The sequence below is a fragment of the Inquilinus sp. YAF38 genome, assembly GCF_052113205.1.
Lineage (GTDB): Bacteria > Pseudomonadota > Alphaproteobacteria > DSM-16000 > Inquilinaceae > Inquilinus.
In genome coordinates this window covers 89,963-103,599 of record NZ_JBFRCU010000011.1, presented here as the reverse complement: position 1 = coordinate 103,599, position 13,637 = coordinate 89,963, and the positions used below count along the sequence as shown (strand labels likewise).

Sequence of the window (13,637 nt, the reverse complement as noted above, 5' to 3'; positions counted from 1 at the left end):
TGCGGTGCGGTCGGCCCATATCGATAGTGGCGCGGGTTTCGCGAGACGATCGGACCACACGGATCATGAGACGCCTGAACGCGGCCGCCGCGGCCGCCATCATCGCCCTGCTCGGGTTGGTCAGCGCCGCCCGGGCGCAGAGTGACGACCTGTATGTGCTGGGCATCGCCCTGTTCGTCGCCTGCATCGGCGTGGTCATGCTGCTGCTCAAGCAGCATTTCGATGCCCGCGAGGACCGGCCGAGCCGCGCCTTCCTGCCGAGCGAGCCGGAGTCCTGCTTCGTGGTGACCTTCCTGCTGGGGCTCCTGGCCATAATCGGGCTGATCGCGGCAACATCGCCCGAACTGTACCGGGTCGGGCTGGGCGTGTTCATCGTCAGCGTCCTCGGCGCCGGCGCGGCGCTGAAACGGGGCTACGACCTGCTCGACCGCGGGCCTGCCCGGGACCATGCAGATGCGCATTGAAGCCATGCGTTGCGACGGCCCGCCGCAGCCCTCAACCCGGCCTTCGATTGCTTGACAATTCCGAATTCGCCCCCAAATCCATACTGCGGCCGGTGATGGTTCGTCCCCCCGACCATCACCAAGATCCTCCGATGGGATCGATTTAGCCGTCAGCCGGGCCGGACGCTCCCTCCCCTCCGAGCGGATCGGACCCAGGCTTAAGAACGGCCCCGACGCTTCCCCCCGCGTCGGGGCCACTTCTTTTTGTGCTTCAGGATCCAGCCGCAACGTATTGAATTATGTTGATTCGGCAGCAATGCCGATTTTTCGACGAGAGCTGACGACTTTCGAATCTGTCGCCGGTCGGCCGATATCCTTCGCCAAAGCGATTGACAAGCCCTTCGCAGCGCAACATGGATGCTTCACGCAGTTGCAGCATCGCGGCTGCCGCACGGGGATGCACCATGCCGGATACGCGCCCAGCCACGCCTCGGCCGGAGGACCTGCCCCTCGCCCGCGAGCTGACCCAGCTGCTGAAGCGCTACGAGAAGTCCCAGCGCGAGGATCCCTTCGCCAACCCGATCCAGCATCTGGCCCTGGAGCTGTCGCGCCGCCTGGCCGACGGTAAGCTGGGCTATCGCGACATCGAGGAGCTGATCGGCCATCTGACGGTCGAGGGCTTCAGCCACCGCGCCGCCCGGCTCGGCCGCTATCTCGGCGAGACCGAGCCCGAGGCCAATGATGCGACGCTGCGCGCCCTGTTCCAGCACCTGACACAGGATGAGGCGGGCAACACCGCGCCCTTCGCCGCCTTCCGCCGCCGGGTCGAGAGCGAGGCCTTCGGCGCCGTCTTCACCGCCCATCCGACCTTCAACTTGTCCGGCGCCCTGATGGCCGACCTGGCGGTGCTGGCGGTCGGCCGCAGCGCCGATGGCACGCCCCTGACCGAGGACGCCCGGGCCGCCCTGCTGGCCCGCGCCGCCGCGGCCGAGCACCGGCCGGACGAGGATCTGAGCCTGGCGCGCGAGCATGCGCTGTCGCTCGACGCCATCGCCAATGCCCGCGCCGCCCTTGGCCGGGCCTGGGGCATCCTGCTGGACGTCGCCCGCGACGCCTATCCGGAGGACTGGCGCAGCCTGACGCCGCGACTGGTCACCCTGGCCTCCTGGGTCGGCTACGACCTCGACGGCCGCTCCGACATCCGCTGGACCGACACGCTGCACAAGCGCCTGCTGGTCCAGGCGGTGCAGCTGGACCACTACCTGTTCGAGGTGCGGGCGATCCGGTCCGGGGTGCCGCGCGGCGCCGCCGACCTGCTGGAGACGCTGGACCTGCTGGAGAGCCGGGTGGCGCTGGCCATCGCCCAGATCGGGGACGAGGTCGCCGCCTTCGCAGTGGCCGATCCCGGCTCCGCCGCCGGGCGCGAGCAGATCCGCGTCATCAGCCAACGCATCCATGCCGGCCAGGCGCTGCGCCTGACCGAATCCGCCAGTCTGATCGCGATCGTCGACCGCGCCTTGGAGCGCACCGACGACCCCGACCTGTCGCGCCGCTTCTGCCTGCTGCGGGCCGAGCTGGCGACACACGGGCTGGGCGCCGCACACACCCATGTGCGGATCAACGCCACCCAGGTGCACAATGCCATCCGCAAGGCGGTCGGCATGGTGTCCGACCCGAACGACCCGCGCTACCGCCAATCCTATCTCGACCGGCTGAACGCCCTGCTCGACGCGGTCGAGCCGGTGACGGTCAATTTCGGCTCGCTGCTGTCGGAGCGCACCTCGGTCAAGCGCCTGTTCATGCTGCTGGCGCAGATGCTGAAATACAATGACCGCTCGGCGCCGATCCGCTTCCTGATCGCCGAGAGCGAGAGCGCCCTGACCTGCCTGACCGCGCTCTATTACGCCCGCCTGTTCGGGGTCGACGGCATGGTCGACATCTCGCCGCTGTTCGAGACCGAGAAGGCGCTGGAGAACGGCAGCCGGATCATCGAGCAACTGCTGGAGAACCCGCATTACCGCGCCTATGTCCAACGCCGCGGCCGCGTCTGCGTCCAGACCGGCTATTCCGACGCCGGGCGCTATCTCGGCCAGACCCCGGCCGGCGCCTCGATCGAGCGGCTGCGCCTCCGGCTCATCCGGGTGATCGCCAAGGCCGGCCTGCCGGACGTGCAGCTGCTGATCTTCGACACCCATGGCGAGTCGATCGGCCGCGGCTGCCATCCGGGCGGCATAGCCGACCGGCTGTCCTATGTCGACCCGCCGGCGACCCGGACCTTCATGGCCAGCCAGGGCGTCGGCTTCAAGCAGGAGGTCAGCTTCCAGGGCGGCGACGGCTACCTGTACTTCGCCCATCCCGACATGGCCTATGCCGTCGTCACCCGCATCCTCGAGCACATCCTGGCCGAGGTCGACGGCACCCAGGACGGCAAGATGGCGGACGACCCGTTCTACGACGAGGCCTCCTACATCCGCGAGTTCTTCACCACGGTGAAGGAGTTCCAGGTCCGGCTGATGCAGAGCCGCGACTACGGCGTGCTGCTGCAGGCGCTGGGTCCGAACCTGCTGTTCCCGTCCGGCAGCCGCGCCACCAAGCGGCAGCACGAGGACCCGAGCGAGCTGGACCACGCCATGCCGTCGCAGCTGCGCGCCATCCCACACAACGCGATCCTGATGCAGCTCGGCCTCTTGGCCAACAGCGTCGGCGGCGCCGGTGCCGCCATCGCCAAGGACCCGGAGCGGTTCCGCGAGCTCTACGCCGCCTCGCCGCGGTTCCGGCAGTTGATCGGCATCGTCACCTACGGCGCCTCGGCCAGCAACCCGGCGGCGATGCGGTCCTATATCGACGCGCTCGACCCCGGCTCCTGGATCATCCGCGCCGCCGCCACCGGCGACCGCGAGCTGGCGGACCGGATGGTGGCGCTGTCCGGCCATCTCGAGCCGATGCCGGTTTATGAGCGGCAGAGCCGCGTGTTCCGCGCCCTGCACAAGGATTTCATCCTGTTGCGCGAGGGGCTGGCGAGCGTGGCCGACGAGGCGCCGCATGTCGACCCGGCCAGCCGCGACGCGCTGGCCGTGCTGCACGCGGTGCGGCTGGCCCTGATCCAGGAGATCTTCCTGCTGGCGATGCGGATCCCGGAATTCTCCAGCCGGCACAACCTCACCGTGAAGCAGGTGATCGCCCGCATCCTGCATCTCGACGTGCTGCCGGCGGTGACGTCGCTGGAGGAGATCTTCCCGCTGACCGAGGACACCATCGCCGTGGCTGATTTCGGCGAGGCCGCGAGCTACAGCTCGGACGAGAGCCAGAACTATCAGTTCGAGAACGAGCGCATCTTCCGCCCGATGCGGCAGTTGTACGGCCTGGTGCGCGGAGTCTCGGCCGCGGTGGTGCATCGAACGGGGTTCTTCGGATAGACAGCCGGGCGAGGGCGTCGGTATGATAATATCATACCGGATGTCTCGAGGAGGCCGCATGTCCGCCACCGAAAAACGCACCTTCAGCCTGCCGGCCGAGCAGGCCGCCTTCATCGACCAGCTCGTTGCTTCGGGCGCCTATGCCACCAGCAGTGAAGTGATCCGTGCAGGCCTGCGTGCGCTCCAGGAACGCGATGCCGCCGTGGAGCGCTGGCTGCGGGAGGAAGTGGCGCCGACCTACGACGCCTGGAAGGAGGACCCTTCCAGAGTCATCCCGATCGACAATGTGTTCGACAGTATCCGCGCGCATCACGCCGCCCGCCTCAAGGGGGAGGCGTGAAGCGTCGCCGCGTCGTTCTGTTGCCGGAAGCGCAGGCGGACCTGCGATGGATATACGATACCATCGATCACGCCGCGGGCCCCGTCACGGCCATGCGCTATATCGAGCGTATCGAGACCTATTGTCGTGGTTTTGACTATGCCTCGAAACGCGGCACCCTCCGGAACGATCTGCGGCCTGGGCTTCGCATCGTCGGCTTCGAGCGCCGCGTGACCGTGGCCTTTGCTGTGGAAGCCGACGACGTGGTGATTTTCCGCTTGTTCTATGGCGGTGCCAACTGGGAGGCCGAACTGGCCGAGGGTAGCGAGACCTGATCCCTGCCCTTTTTGGTGCGACGCGCCAGGCACCGTCTTCAGGCAGGCGGACCGCGCGGCGGCGGCGTCCCGACCGCTCCCCCATTCCACCGCCGGCCGCGCTGGTCTAGACAGGAGATAACAACTCCTCCAGCGGCCGAGATCCGATGACCGATTCCACCAGCGCCCCGCGCACCGTCCGCCTCGCCGACTACCGCCTGCCCGACTTCCTGATCGACACGGTCGACCTGCATTTCGACCTGCGCGAGGACGGGGCGACGGTAACGTCGCGCCTGACCATGCGGCGCAACCCGGCGACCTCCGATCCCGCGGCGCCGCTGGTGCTGGACGGCCAGGGCCTGAGGCTGACCGGCGTCGCCCTGGACGGCGAGGCGCTGGGCGACAACCGCTACTCGGTCGATGCCGAGCACCTGACCCTGCCCGGCCTGCCCGGGTCTTTCACCCTCGAGATCACCACCGAGATCGAGCCGCAGAACAACACCTCGCTGCAGGGGCTCTACACCTCCGGCGGCAATTTCTGCACCCAGTGCGAGGCCGAGGGCTTCCGCCACATCACCTATTATCTCGACCGGCCGGACGTGCTGGCCCGCTACACCACCACCATCGTCGCCGACAAGGCCAAGGTCCCGGTGCTGCTGTCCAACGGCAACCCGGTCGGCTCCGGCGAGGCCGAGGGCGGCCGGCACTGGGCGAAGTGGGAGGACCCCTTCCCCAAGCCGTCCTACCTGTTCGCCCTGGTGGCCGGCGACCTGGTGGCGGTCGAGGACAGCTTCACCACCCGGTCCGGCCGGCCGATCGACCTCAAGATCTTCACCCGCAAGGGCGACGAGACCAAGGTCGGCCACGCCATGCGGTCGTTGAAGGCGTCGATGGCCTGGGACGAGCAGGCCTACGGCTTCGAATACGACCTCGACCTGTTCATGATCGTCGCCGTGTCCGACTTCAACATGGGGGCGATGGAGAACAAGGGCCTGAACATCTTCAACACGGCCCTGGTCCTGGCCAGCCGCGAGACCGCGACCGACGGCGACTTCCAGCGCGTCGAATCCGTGGTGGCGCATGAGTATTTCCACAACTGGACCGGCAACCGCATCACCTGCCGCGACTGGTTCCAGCTGTCGCTGAAGGAAGGCCTGACCGTCTTCCGTGACCAGGAGTTCTCGGCCGACACGAACAGCCGGCCGGTGCAGCGCATCGGCGATGTCCGGCGCCTGCGCGCCATCCAATTCCCGGAGGATGCCGGCCCGATCGCCCATCCGATCCGGCCGGAAAGCTATATCGAGATCAACAACTTCTACACGCCGACGGTCTATGAGAAGGGTGCGGAGGTCATCCGCATGATCCACACCCTGCTCGGGCCGGAGCGCTACCGGGAGGGCATCGACCTCTATGTCGAGCGCCATGACGGCGAGGCCGCGACCTGCGAGAACTTCGTCGCGGCGATGGAAGATGCGAGCGGCGTCGATCTGAAACTGTTCCGCCGCTGGTACTCCCAGGCGGGCACGCCCGAGATCGCGGTCGAGGAGGAATGGGCCGACGGCCGCTACAGCCTGACCCTGGCGCAGTCGACCGCGCCGACGCCGGGCCAGGCGGACAAACAGCCGCTGCACATCCCGGTCGCGCTCGGCCTGCTCGATGCGCAGGGCCGCGACCTGCCGGTACGGCTGGCGGGCGAGGCCGAGGCCGCGCCCGGCACGCGGATCCTGTCGCTGACAGAGGCGCGCCAGCGCTTCGTCTTCGAGGGGCTGGCCGTGCGGCCGGTGCCGTCACTGTTCCGCGGTTTCTCCGCCCCGATCAAGCTGGCGTCGCAGCCGCGCGAGCGGCTGGCCTTCCTGTTCGCCCATGACAGCGACCCGTTCAACCGCTGGGAGGCCGGCCAGCAGCTGGCGACGCAGCTGCTGCTGGAGGGGGTTGCCGCCCGCAAGGCCGGGCGCGAATGGCGGCTGGACCCGGATTTCGTCGCCGCCGTCGGCCGGCTGCTGGACGACCCGGCACTCGACGCCGCCTTCATCGCCGAGGCGATGGCGCTGCCGAGCGAATCCTTCCTCGCCGACCAGATGGCGCTGATCGACGTCGAGGGCATCCATGCGGTGCGCGAGGCGGCACGGCTGGTCATCGCCACGGCGCTGCGCGACCGGCTGCGGGCGCTGTATCGCGCCAATGACGACCAGGGGCCGTTCGACGTCTCCGCCGCCGCGGTCGGCCGGCGGGCGCTGAAGAATGCCTGCCTGGGGTATCTCGGCCTGCTGCCGGGCGACGCCGAGGCGACCGGGCTGGTTCTGGCCCAGGCCCGGAGCGGCGGCACCATGACCGACGTGCTGGCGGCGCTGACCGTGCTGCGTGACCGCGACATCCCGGAGCGGGCGCAGGCGCTGGAGGCGTTCTACGCCAAATGGCAGGACGAGCCGCTGGTGGTCGACAAGTGGTTCGCGCTGCAGGCGACCTCCGCCCTGCCCGGCACGCTGGACGCGATCAAGGCGCTGACCCGGCACCCGGCCTTCACCCTGCGCAACCCGAACCGGGCGCGGGCGCTAATCTCCAACCTGGCGATGGGCAACCCGCTGCATTTCCACGCGGCGGACGGCTCCGGCTACGCCTTCCTGGCCGACCAGGTGCTGGCGCTGAACGGGCCGAACCCGCAGCTGGCGGCGCGCATCCTGGTGCCGCTCGGCCGCTGGCAGCGGCACGAGCCCGGCCGGCGGGCGGCGATGCAGGCCGAGCTGGACCGGATCCTGGCGGCGCCCGACCTGTCGCGCGACGTCTACGAGATCGCGGCGAAGAGCCGGGCGTAAGGGCGCGTCGAAGCGTTGCAGATGAAACTTCGGCCGGGTCTCGGCCGAAGGAACAGGGGGAGGACGATCCGGATGACGCTATGGTCTGAGGGCAATTCCACGGCCTCGGCGCGAAACAGCTGCTTCACTTCGTGCCGTTGACCGGTCCGGGCTGGCACCTTACCTCGCCCTTGGCAGTCACTGGAGCACCGACCCCTTGGCCCCTACCTCGCCCCGATCAGCTTCGTCCGGCCCGATCGATCACCGCGCCGCCGGCCGCTGGCTGAAGCGGCAGGCCGGGCTGGCGCGCCGGCCGATCGGCCTGACCGCGGCGGCCGGCATCGCCCAGGGCCTGTGCGGCGTCGCCCAGGCCGGGCTGATCGCCTGGATCCTGCAGCGCGCGGTGTTGGAGGGCGCGGCGCTGTCCGACCTCTGGCCGCTCTTCGCCGGCCTCCTGGCCGCAGCCCTGCTGCGGGCCGGCGCCGCCTGGACCTGGGAGGCGCTGGGCGCGGTGGCGGCGACCCAGGTGAAAACCCGGCTGCGGCGGCAGATCCTGGATCGCGTCCACACCCTGGGCCCCGCCTGGCGGGCGGAGCGGCAGACCGGCGACCTGGCGGTCACGCTGATCGAACGAATCGAAGCGCTGGACGGCTACTACGCCCGCTTTCTGCCGCAGAGCCGGGTGGCGATGGTCCTGCCGATCCTGATCCTGGCCGCGGTCTACCCGATCGACTGGGTGTCCGGCGTGATCCTGACCGTCGCCGGGCCGTTCGTGCCGCTGATGATGGCGCTGATCGGCATGAAGGCGGCGGATGAGAGCCGCAAGCAGTTCCGCACCCTGGCGCGGATGAGCGCCTATTTCCTCGACCGGCTGCAGGGGCTGGCGACGCTGCGGCTGTTCGGCCGGGCCGAGGCGGAGGTCGAGGGCATCGCCCTGGCCGCCGACGCCTTCCGCGACCGCACCATGCGGGTGCTGCGCATCGCCTTCCTGTCCTCGGCCAGCCTGGAGTTCTTCGCCTCGGTCGCGGTCGCCGTCGTCGCCACCTATGTCGGCCTGGGCCTGCTCGGCCATATCGGCTGGGGCACGGCGCCGAACCTGACCCTGTTCAGCGGCCTGTTCGTGCTGCTGATGGCGCCCGACTTCTTCCAGCCGCTGCGGCTGCTGGCTGCCTATTACCACGACCGGGTGGCCGCGATCGGCGCCGCCGAGGGCCTGGCCGAGGTGCTGGACACGCCGGCCGACGCCCCTGCCGGCGTCCAGCCGATGCCGGAGGGCGAGCTCGAGATCGTGTTCGAGACTGTCTCGGTCGCCTTCGACGGCGGCACCCGCAGCGCCGTGCGCGGGGTCAGCCTGCGGATCGCGCCCGGCGACCACATCGCCCTGGTGGGGATGAGCGGCGCCGGCAAGTCGACCCTGCTGTCGCTGCTGCTGGGCTTCCGCCGGCCGGATGCCGGCCGGGTGCTGGTCAACGGCGTCGACCTGGCCGACATCGACCCCGAGGAGCTGCGCCGCCGCATCGCCTGGATCGGCCAGGCACCGGTGCTGTTCCACGGCACGCTGCGCGACAACATCCGGCTGGGGCGGCCGGAGGCTGACGACGCGGCGGTCGACCACGCCGCGGCCGAGGCGCGGGTGACGGAGTTCGCGGCGGCGCTGCCGCACGGGCTGGACACGCCGGTCGGCGAGCGCGGCATCGGCCTGTCCGGCGGCCAGGCCCAGCGCGTCGCCCTGGCCCGCGCCTTCCTGAAGGATGCGCCGCTGGTGCTGCTGGACGAGCCGACCGCGTCGCTAGACCGCGACACCGAGGCCGAGATCCTGGAGTCGATCCGCCGCCTGGCCCGCGGCCGCACCGTGGTGGTCGCGACCCACAGCCCGGCGGCGATGGCGATCGCTGACCGCCGGATCCTGCTCGACCAGGGTCGGGTGCAGGCGGAGGCCGCGTGATGGACCGTCGCGACCGCCCCCTGCTCGCCATCCTGCGCCTGGCGCGGCCGCAGCGGCGGAAGATGGCGTTCGGCCTGCTGCTCGCCATCGTCACCGCCCTGTCCGGGCTGGGCCTGCTGGTGCTGTCCGGCTGGTTCATCGCCGCCTCGGCCGTGGCCGGCGCGGCGGKCGCGACCGCCGCCGCCTTCAACTTCGCCAGCCCCTCGGCCGGCATCCGCGGCCTGGCCGTGCTGCGCACCGGGTCGCGCTATGCCGAGCGGCTGGTGACGCATGACGCCACCTTCCGCTTCCTGGCGGGCCTGCGGGTCTGGCTGTTCCGCGCCGCCATCCCGCTGGCCCCGGCGCGGCTGGAGGAGCAGCGCGGCGGCGACCTGCTGAACCGCATGACCGCCGACGTCGATGCCCTCGACGCCGTCTATCTGCGCGTGATCGTGCCCGCCGTGGTCGCGGTGCTCGCGGTGCTGCTGGTCGGCGGCGTGCTGCTGTGGCTGGATCCGGCCGCGGCGGCGATCGTGGTCGCGCTGGCGCTGCTGGTCGGCATCGCCCTGCCCTGGGCGATGCAGCGGATCGGCGCCCCGGTGGGCCGCGCGATCGCACTGGCCACGGCGGGGCTGCGCACCCGCATCGTCGAGGGCGTGCAGGGTCTGGCCGAGCTGAAGGTCTACCAGGCGGACAGCCGCCACACCGACGCGGTGCTGGCGGAGAACGAGACGCTGATGGCGGCGCAGCGGCACATGGCCCGGCTGTCCGGCGTCTCCACCGCGCTGTCCGGCCTGGCCGGGCAACTGGCGGCAGCGGCGATCCTGGCGCTCGGCGTGGCCGGTGTCGCCGCCGGGGTGCTGCCGGGGCCGGCGGTGGCGCTGATGATGCTGGGCGCGCTGGCGCTGTTCGACGCGCTGGTGCCGCTGCCCCTGGCCTTCCAGAATCTCGGCCGCACCCGCGCCGCCGCCCGCCGGCTGCTCGACTTCGCCAGGCTGGCGCCGCTGGTGCGCGACCCGGAGACGCCGGCCCCTGCCCCGGCCGGTAACAGCATCGTCCTGTCCGGCGTGTCCTACCGCTACCGCGCCGGCGACCGGCCGGCGCTGCACGACATCGACCTGGAGGTGCCGGAGGGAGGGCGGATCGCCCTGGTCGGCCCCAGCGGCAGTGGCAAGAGCACGCTGGCCGCCCTGATCCTGCGCTTCCGCGACCAGGATGCCGGCACCATCACCCTGGGCGGCGTCGAGCTGCGCCGCCTGCCGCAGGCCGAGATCTGGCGCCGCGTCGCCTACCTCTCCCAGCGCAGCCAGATCTTCGCCGGGACGATCCGCGACAACCTGCTGATCGGCGATCCCAAGGCCGGCGACGACCGGCTGGCCGCAGCGGTCGACGCCGCCGGCCTCTCGGCCTGGGTTGAGTCCCTGCCGCGCGGCCTGGACACCTGGGTCGGTGAGGCCGGGGTCCAGGTCTCCGGCGGCCAGGCCCGGCGCATCGCCCTGGCCCGCTGCATCCTGAAGGACGCGCCGATCCTGGTGCTGGACGAACCGACCGAGGGCCTCGACGCCGACACCGAGGCGCAGGTGATCGAGGCGCTGGAGCGGCTGACCGCCGGCCGCACCACGCTGGTGATCACCCACCGCCCGGCGCTGCTGCGCCTGGCCGACAGCGCCGTGCTGATGGCCGAGGGGCGGATCGCGGTGCAGGGCGTTCCGGCCGAGATCCTGGATGCCGCGCTGCCGGGGCGGGCGAAGCGCCATGCCGCGGTTTGACCTCAACCGGATCGGAGGCCTAGGCCCGACCACGCTGCGGTTGGTGCTGCAGCTGTTCGGCACGCTGTGCGTGATCGCCGGCATCATCGGAGTGTTCGTGCCGCTGTGGCCGACCACGATCTTCATGATCCTGGCGCTGTGGGCCTTCGCTCGGTCCTCGCCGCGGCTGCACAATTGGCTGCTGACCCATCGCCGCTTCGGCCCGCCGCTGCAGGCCTGGGAGCGGCACGGCGCGATCCCAGCCTGGGCCAAGCTGCTGGCGGTGGCCAGCCTGGCCGTCAGCCTGGCGATCCTGGCGTTCACCGTGCATTCGCATCTGGTGGTCGGGATCGTCGCCGCCTTCTTCGCGATCCTGATCCTGTACATCCTGACCCGCCCGAACGCCAAAATCTAACCGGGGCATGGGCCGGCCATGACACGCTTGTCATTTCCGAACCGCCCCGCCTCGTCGTAAGGTTCGGACCATGCGAATCCTCGTGATCGAAGACGACGCCCAGGCCGCGCAATACCTGACCAAGGGTCTGCGCGAGAGCGGATTCGTCGTGGACCATGCGCCGGACGGGCCGCAGGGCCTGTTCCTGGCGACCAGCGAGACCTATGACGCGATGATCGTCGACCGCATGCTGCCGGGCATGGACGGGCTGCTGATCGTCGAGACCATCCGGCGCAACGGCAACCAGACCCCGGTCTTGTTCCTGAGCGCAATGGGCCAGGTCGACGACCGGGTCCGCGGCCTGCGCGCCGGCGGCGACGACTATCTGACCAAGCCCTACGCCTTCACCGAGCTGCTGGCCCGGCTGGAGGCCCTGCTGCGCCGCGGCACCACGCCCGCGGCGGCGCAGACCGAGCTGCAGATCGGCGACCTGAAGATGGACCTGCTGTCGCGCAGCGTCACCCGGTCCGGCCGCAAGATCGACCTGCAGCAGCGTGAGTTCCAGATCCTGGAGTACCTGATGCGGCATTCCGGCCAGGTCGTCACCCGGACCATGCTGCTGGAGAATGTCTGGAACTATCACTTCGATCCGCAGACCAACGTGATCGACGTCCATATCAGCCGGCTGCGGCAGAAGATCGACCGGGACTTCGACGCGCCGCTGCTGCAGACCGTGCGCGGCGCCGGATATTGTCTCCGTGCATCTGATTAGGGTCCTCCGCAGCTCCACCTTCCGCTATGCGATCATCTACATGCTGGTGTTCGGGGTGTCCGTCGCCGGGGTGATGGGATTCGTGTACTGGCAGACGGTGCGGGTGATCGCCGCCCAGACCGACGACACCATCCAGGCCGAGATCACCGGCCTGGCCGAGCAGTACCGCCAGTTCGGCCTGGTCGGCCTGATGCGCATCATCCGCGAGCGCAGCCAGGCCGCCCCCGGCCGGCGCGGCCTGTACCTGCTGGCCGACCGCAACTACAACCGGATCGAGGGCAACCTGTCGTCCTGGCCGCCGATCGCGCGCAGCGCCTCCGACAGCACGGTCGATTTCCTGGTCGCGACCGATGCCGGCGGCGATTCCAAGCCCCAGGTGGCGCGGGCCCGCACCTTCGCCCTGGCCGGCGGCTTCTATCTGCTGGTCGGGCGCGACATGACCGAGCGCACCGATTTCACCAAGCTGATGACCGACGCGCTGATCGGCGGGCTGATCCTGACCGCGGTGTTCGGCATCGCCGGCGGCATCCTGATGAGCCGCAGCCTGCTGGCCCGGATCGAGGGCATCAACCGCGGCACCGAGGACATCCTGCAGGGCGACCTGACCCGGCGCATGCCGGTGCGCGGCAACCGCGACGAGTTCGACCGCCTGGCCACCAGCCTGAACGCGATGCTGGACCAGATCGACGGGCTGATGACCGGCATGCGCGGCGTCGCCGACAACATCGCGCACGACCTGCGCAGCCCGATCTCGCGGCTGCGCAGCCGGATGGAGGTCTCGCTGATGAGCGAGACCGGCGCCGACGGCTTCCGCCGGGCGATGGAGGATTCGATCCGCGAGGCCGACGGCATCCTCGCCACCTTCAACGCGCTCCTGGAGATCGCATTGGCCGAGGCCGGGGCGGTGCGCGACCGGTTCAGCCCGATCGAGCTGTCGGCGCTAGCCGCCGATGCCGGCGAGCTGTACGGCCCGGTGGCCGAGGACAAGGGCCAGACCCTGACGACCGCGATCGAGCCGGGCGTGACCGTCCCCGGCAACAGCCACCTGCTGGCCCAGGCCGTGGCCAACCTGCTGGACAATGCCATCAAATACACGCCGGAGGGCGGCCGGATCCGGCTCGCCGTCCGGCGCGACGGCGACGGCGCGGTGCTCGAGATCCGCGACAGCGGCCCAGGCATCCCCGAGGAGGCGCGCGGCCGGGTGCTGGACCGCTTCGTCCGCCTCGACGCCAGCCGCAGCGCCCCCGGCGCCGGGCTCGGCCTGTCCCTGGTCTCGGCGGTGGCGCGGCTGCACCGGGCGACGCTGACCCTGGCCGACAACGCGCCCGGGCTGCAGGTCGCGATGCGCTTCCCGCATGTGCTGGCCGGACACCCGGACGCGCCGCAGGACGGCGCCGCCCCGACGGGCCGGATCGCGTCGCAGTCCTGAACGCCTGGAGCGGGATGAGTTCAGGCCGGATCGGGTCGTCCGATAGCAGCAAGGCGTGAGGTAACGCCCACTGCGATCCCGTGAGC

The 13,637-nt window shown here is 70.4% G+C and carries 10 protein-coding genes; all 10 read left to right on the top strand.

All coding sequences use genetic code 11. The features are described from left to right. Nucleotides 1–65 precede the first annotated feature (65 nt). Complete coding sequence (locus tag AB4Z01_RS07540) at nt 66–464, top strand: hypothetical protein (RefSeq protein ID WP_441692123.1); 399 nt, start codon at nt 66–68, stop codon at nt 462–464. A 443-nt stretch (nt 465–907) separates the two neighbouring features. After that, nucleotides 908–3,859: a phosphoenolpyruvate carboxylase gene (locus AB4Z01_RS07535; RefSeq protein WP_441692122.1), complete on the top strand. Its 2,952-nt coding sequence runs from the start codon at nt 908–910 to the stop codon at nt 3,857–3,859. A 58-nt stretch (nt 3,860–3,917) separates the two neighbouring features. Further along, nucleotides 3,918–4,199: a type II toxin-antitoxin system ParD family antitoxin gene (locus AB4Z01_RS07530; RefSeq protein ID WP_441692120.1), complete on the top strand. Its 282-nt coding sequence runs from the start codon at nt 3,918–3,920 to the stop codon at nt 4,197–4,199. Beyond that, nucleotides 4,196–4,513, top strand: coding sequence for a type II toxin-antitoxin system RelE/ParE family toxin (locus tag AB4Z01_RS07525; RefSeq protein WP_441321217.1), 318 nt, complete (start codon nt 4,196–4,198; stop codon nt 4,511–4,513). Before AB4Z01_RS07530 ends, AB4Z01_RS07525 begins: the two co-directional genes overlap by 4 nt. Before the next feature lie 146 nt (nt 4,514–4,659). Then, on the top strand, nt 4,660–7,305 hold the full coding sequence (pepN, locus tag AB4Z01_RS07520; protein ID WP_441692118.1) for an aminopeptidase N: 2,646 nt from the start codon (nt 4,660–4,662) through the stop codon (nt 7,303–7,305). A gap of 196 nt (nt 7,306–7,501) precedes the next feature. Then, nucleotides 7,502–9,229: a thiol reductant ABC exporter subunit CydD gene (cydD, locus tag AB4Z01_RS07515; protein WP_441692117.1), complete on the top strand. Its 1,728-nt coding sequence runs from the start codon at nt 7,502–7,504 to the stop codon at nt 9,227–9,229. Further along, nucleotides 9,229–10,977 carry a thiol reductant ABC exporter subunit CydC gene (gene cydC, locus AB4Z01_RS07510; protein ID WP_441692116.1) on the top strand — a complete coding sequence of 583 codons (1,749 nt, stop codon included), beginning with the start codon at nt 9,229–9,231 and terminating at the stop codon, nt 10,975–10,977. Before cydD ends, cydC begins: the two co-directional genes overlap by 1 nt. Beyond that, nucleotides 10,964–11,371 (top strand): YbaN family protein, encoded by a 408-nt coding sequence (locus AB4Z01_RS07505; RefSeq protein WP_441692114.1) that lies wholly within the window; start codon nt 10,964–10,966, stop codon nt 11,369–11,371. Before cydC ends, AB4Z01_RS07505 begins: the two co-directional genes overlap by 14 nt. A 70-nt stretch (nt 11,372–11,441) precedes the next feature. Beyond that, nucleotides 11,442–12,122 (top strand): winged helix-turn-helix domain-containing protein, encoded by a 681-nt coding sequence (locus AB4Z01_RS07500; RefSeq protein WP_429229823.1) that lies wholly within the window; start codon nt 11,442–11,444, stop codon nt 12,120–12,122. Beyond that, nucleotides 12,109–13,551 carry a sensor histidine kinase gene (locus AB4Z01_RS07495; RefSeq protein WP_441692112.1) on the top strand — a complete coding sequence of 481 codons (1,443 nt, stop codon included), beginning with the start codon at nt 12,109–12,111 and terminating at the stop codon, nt 13,549–13,551. The genes AB4Z01_RS07500 and AB4Z01_RS07495 overlap by 14 nt, the downstream gene beginning before the upstream one ends. Nucleotides 13,552–13,637: the final 86 nt, after the last annotated feature.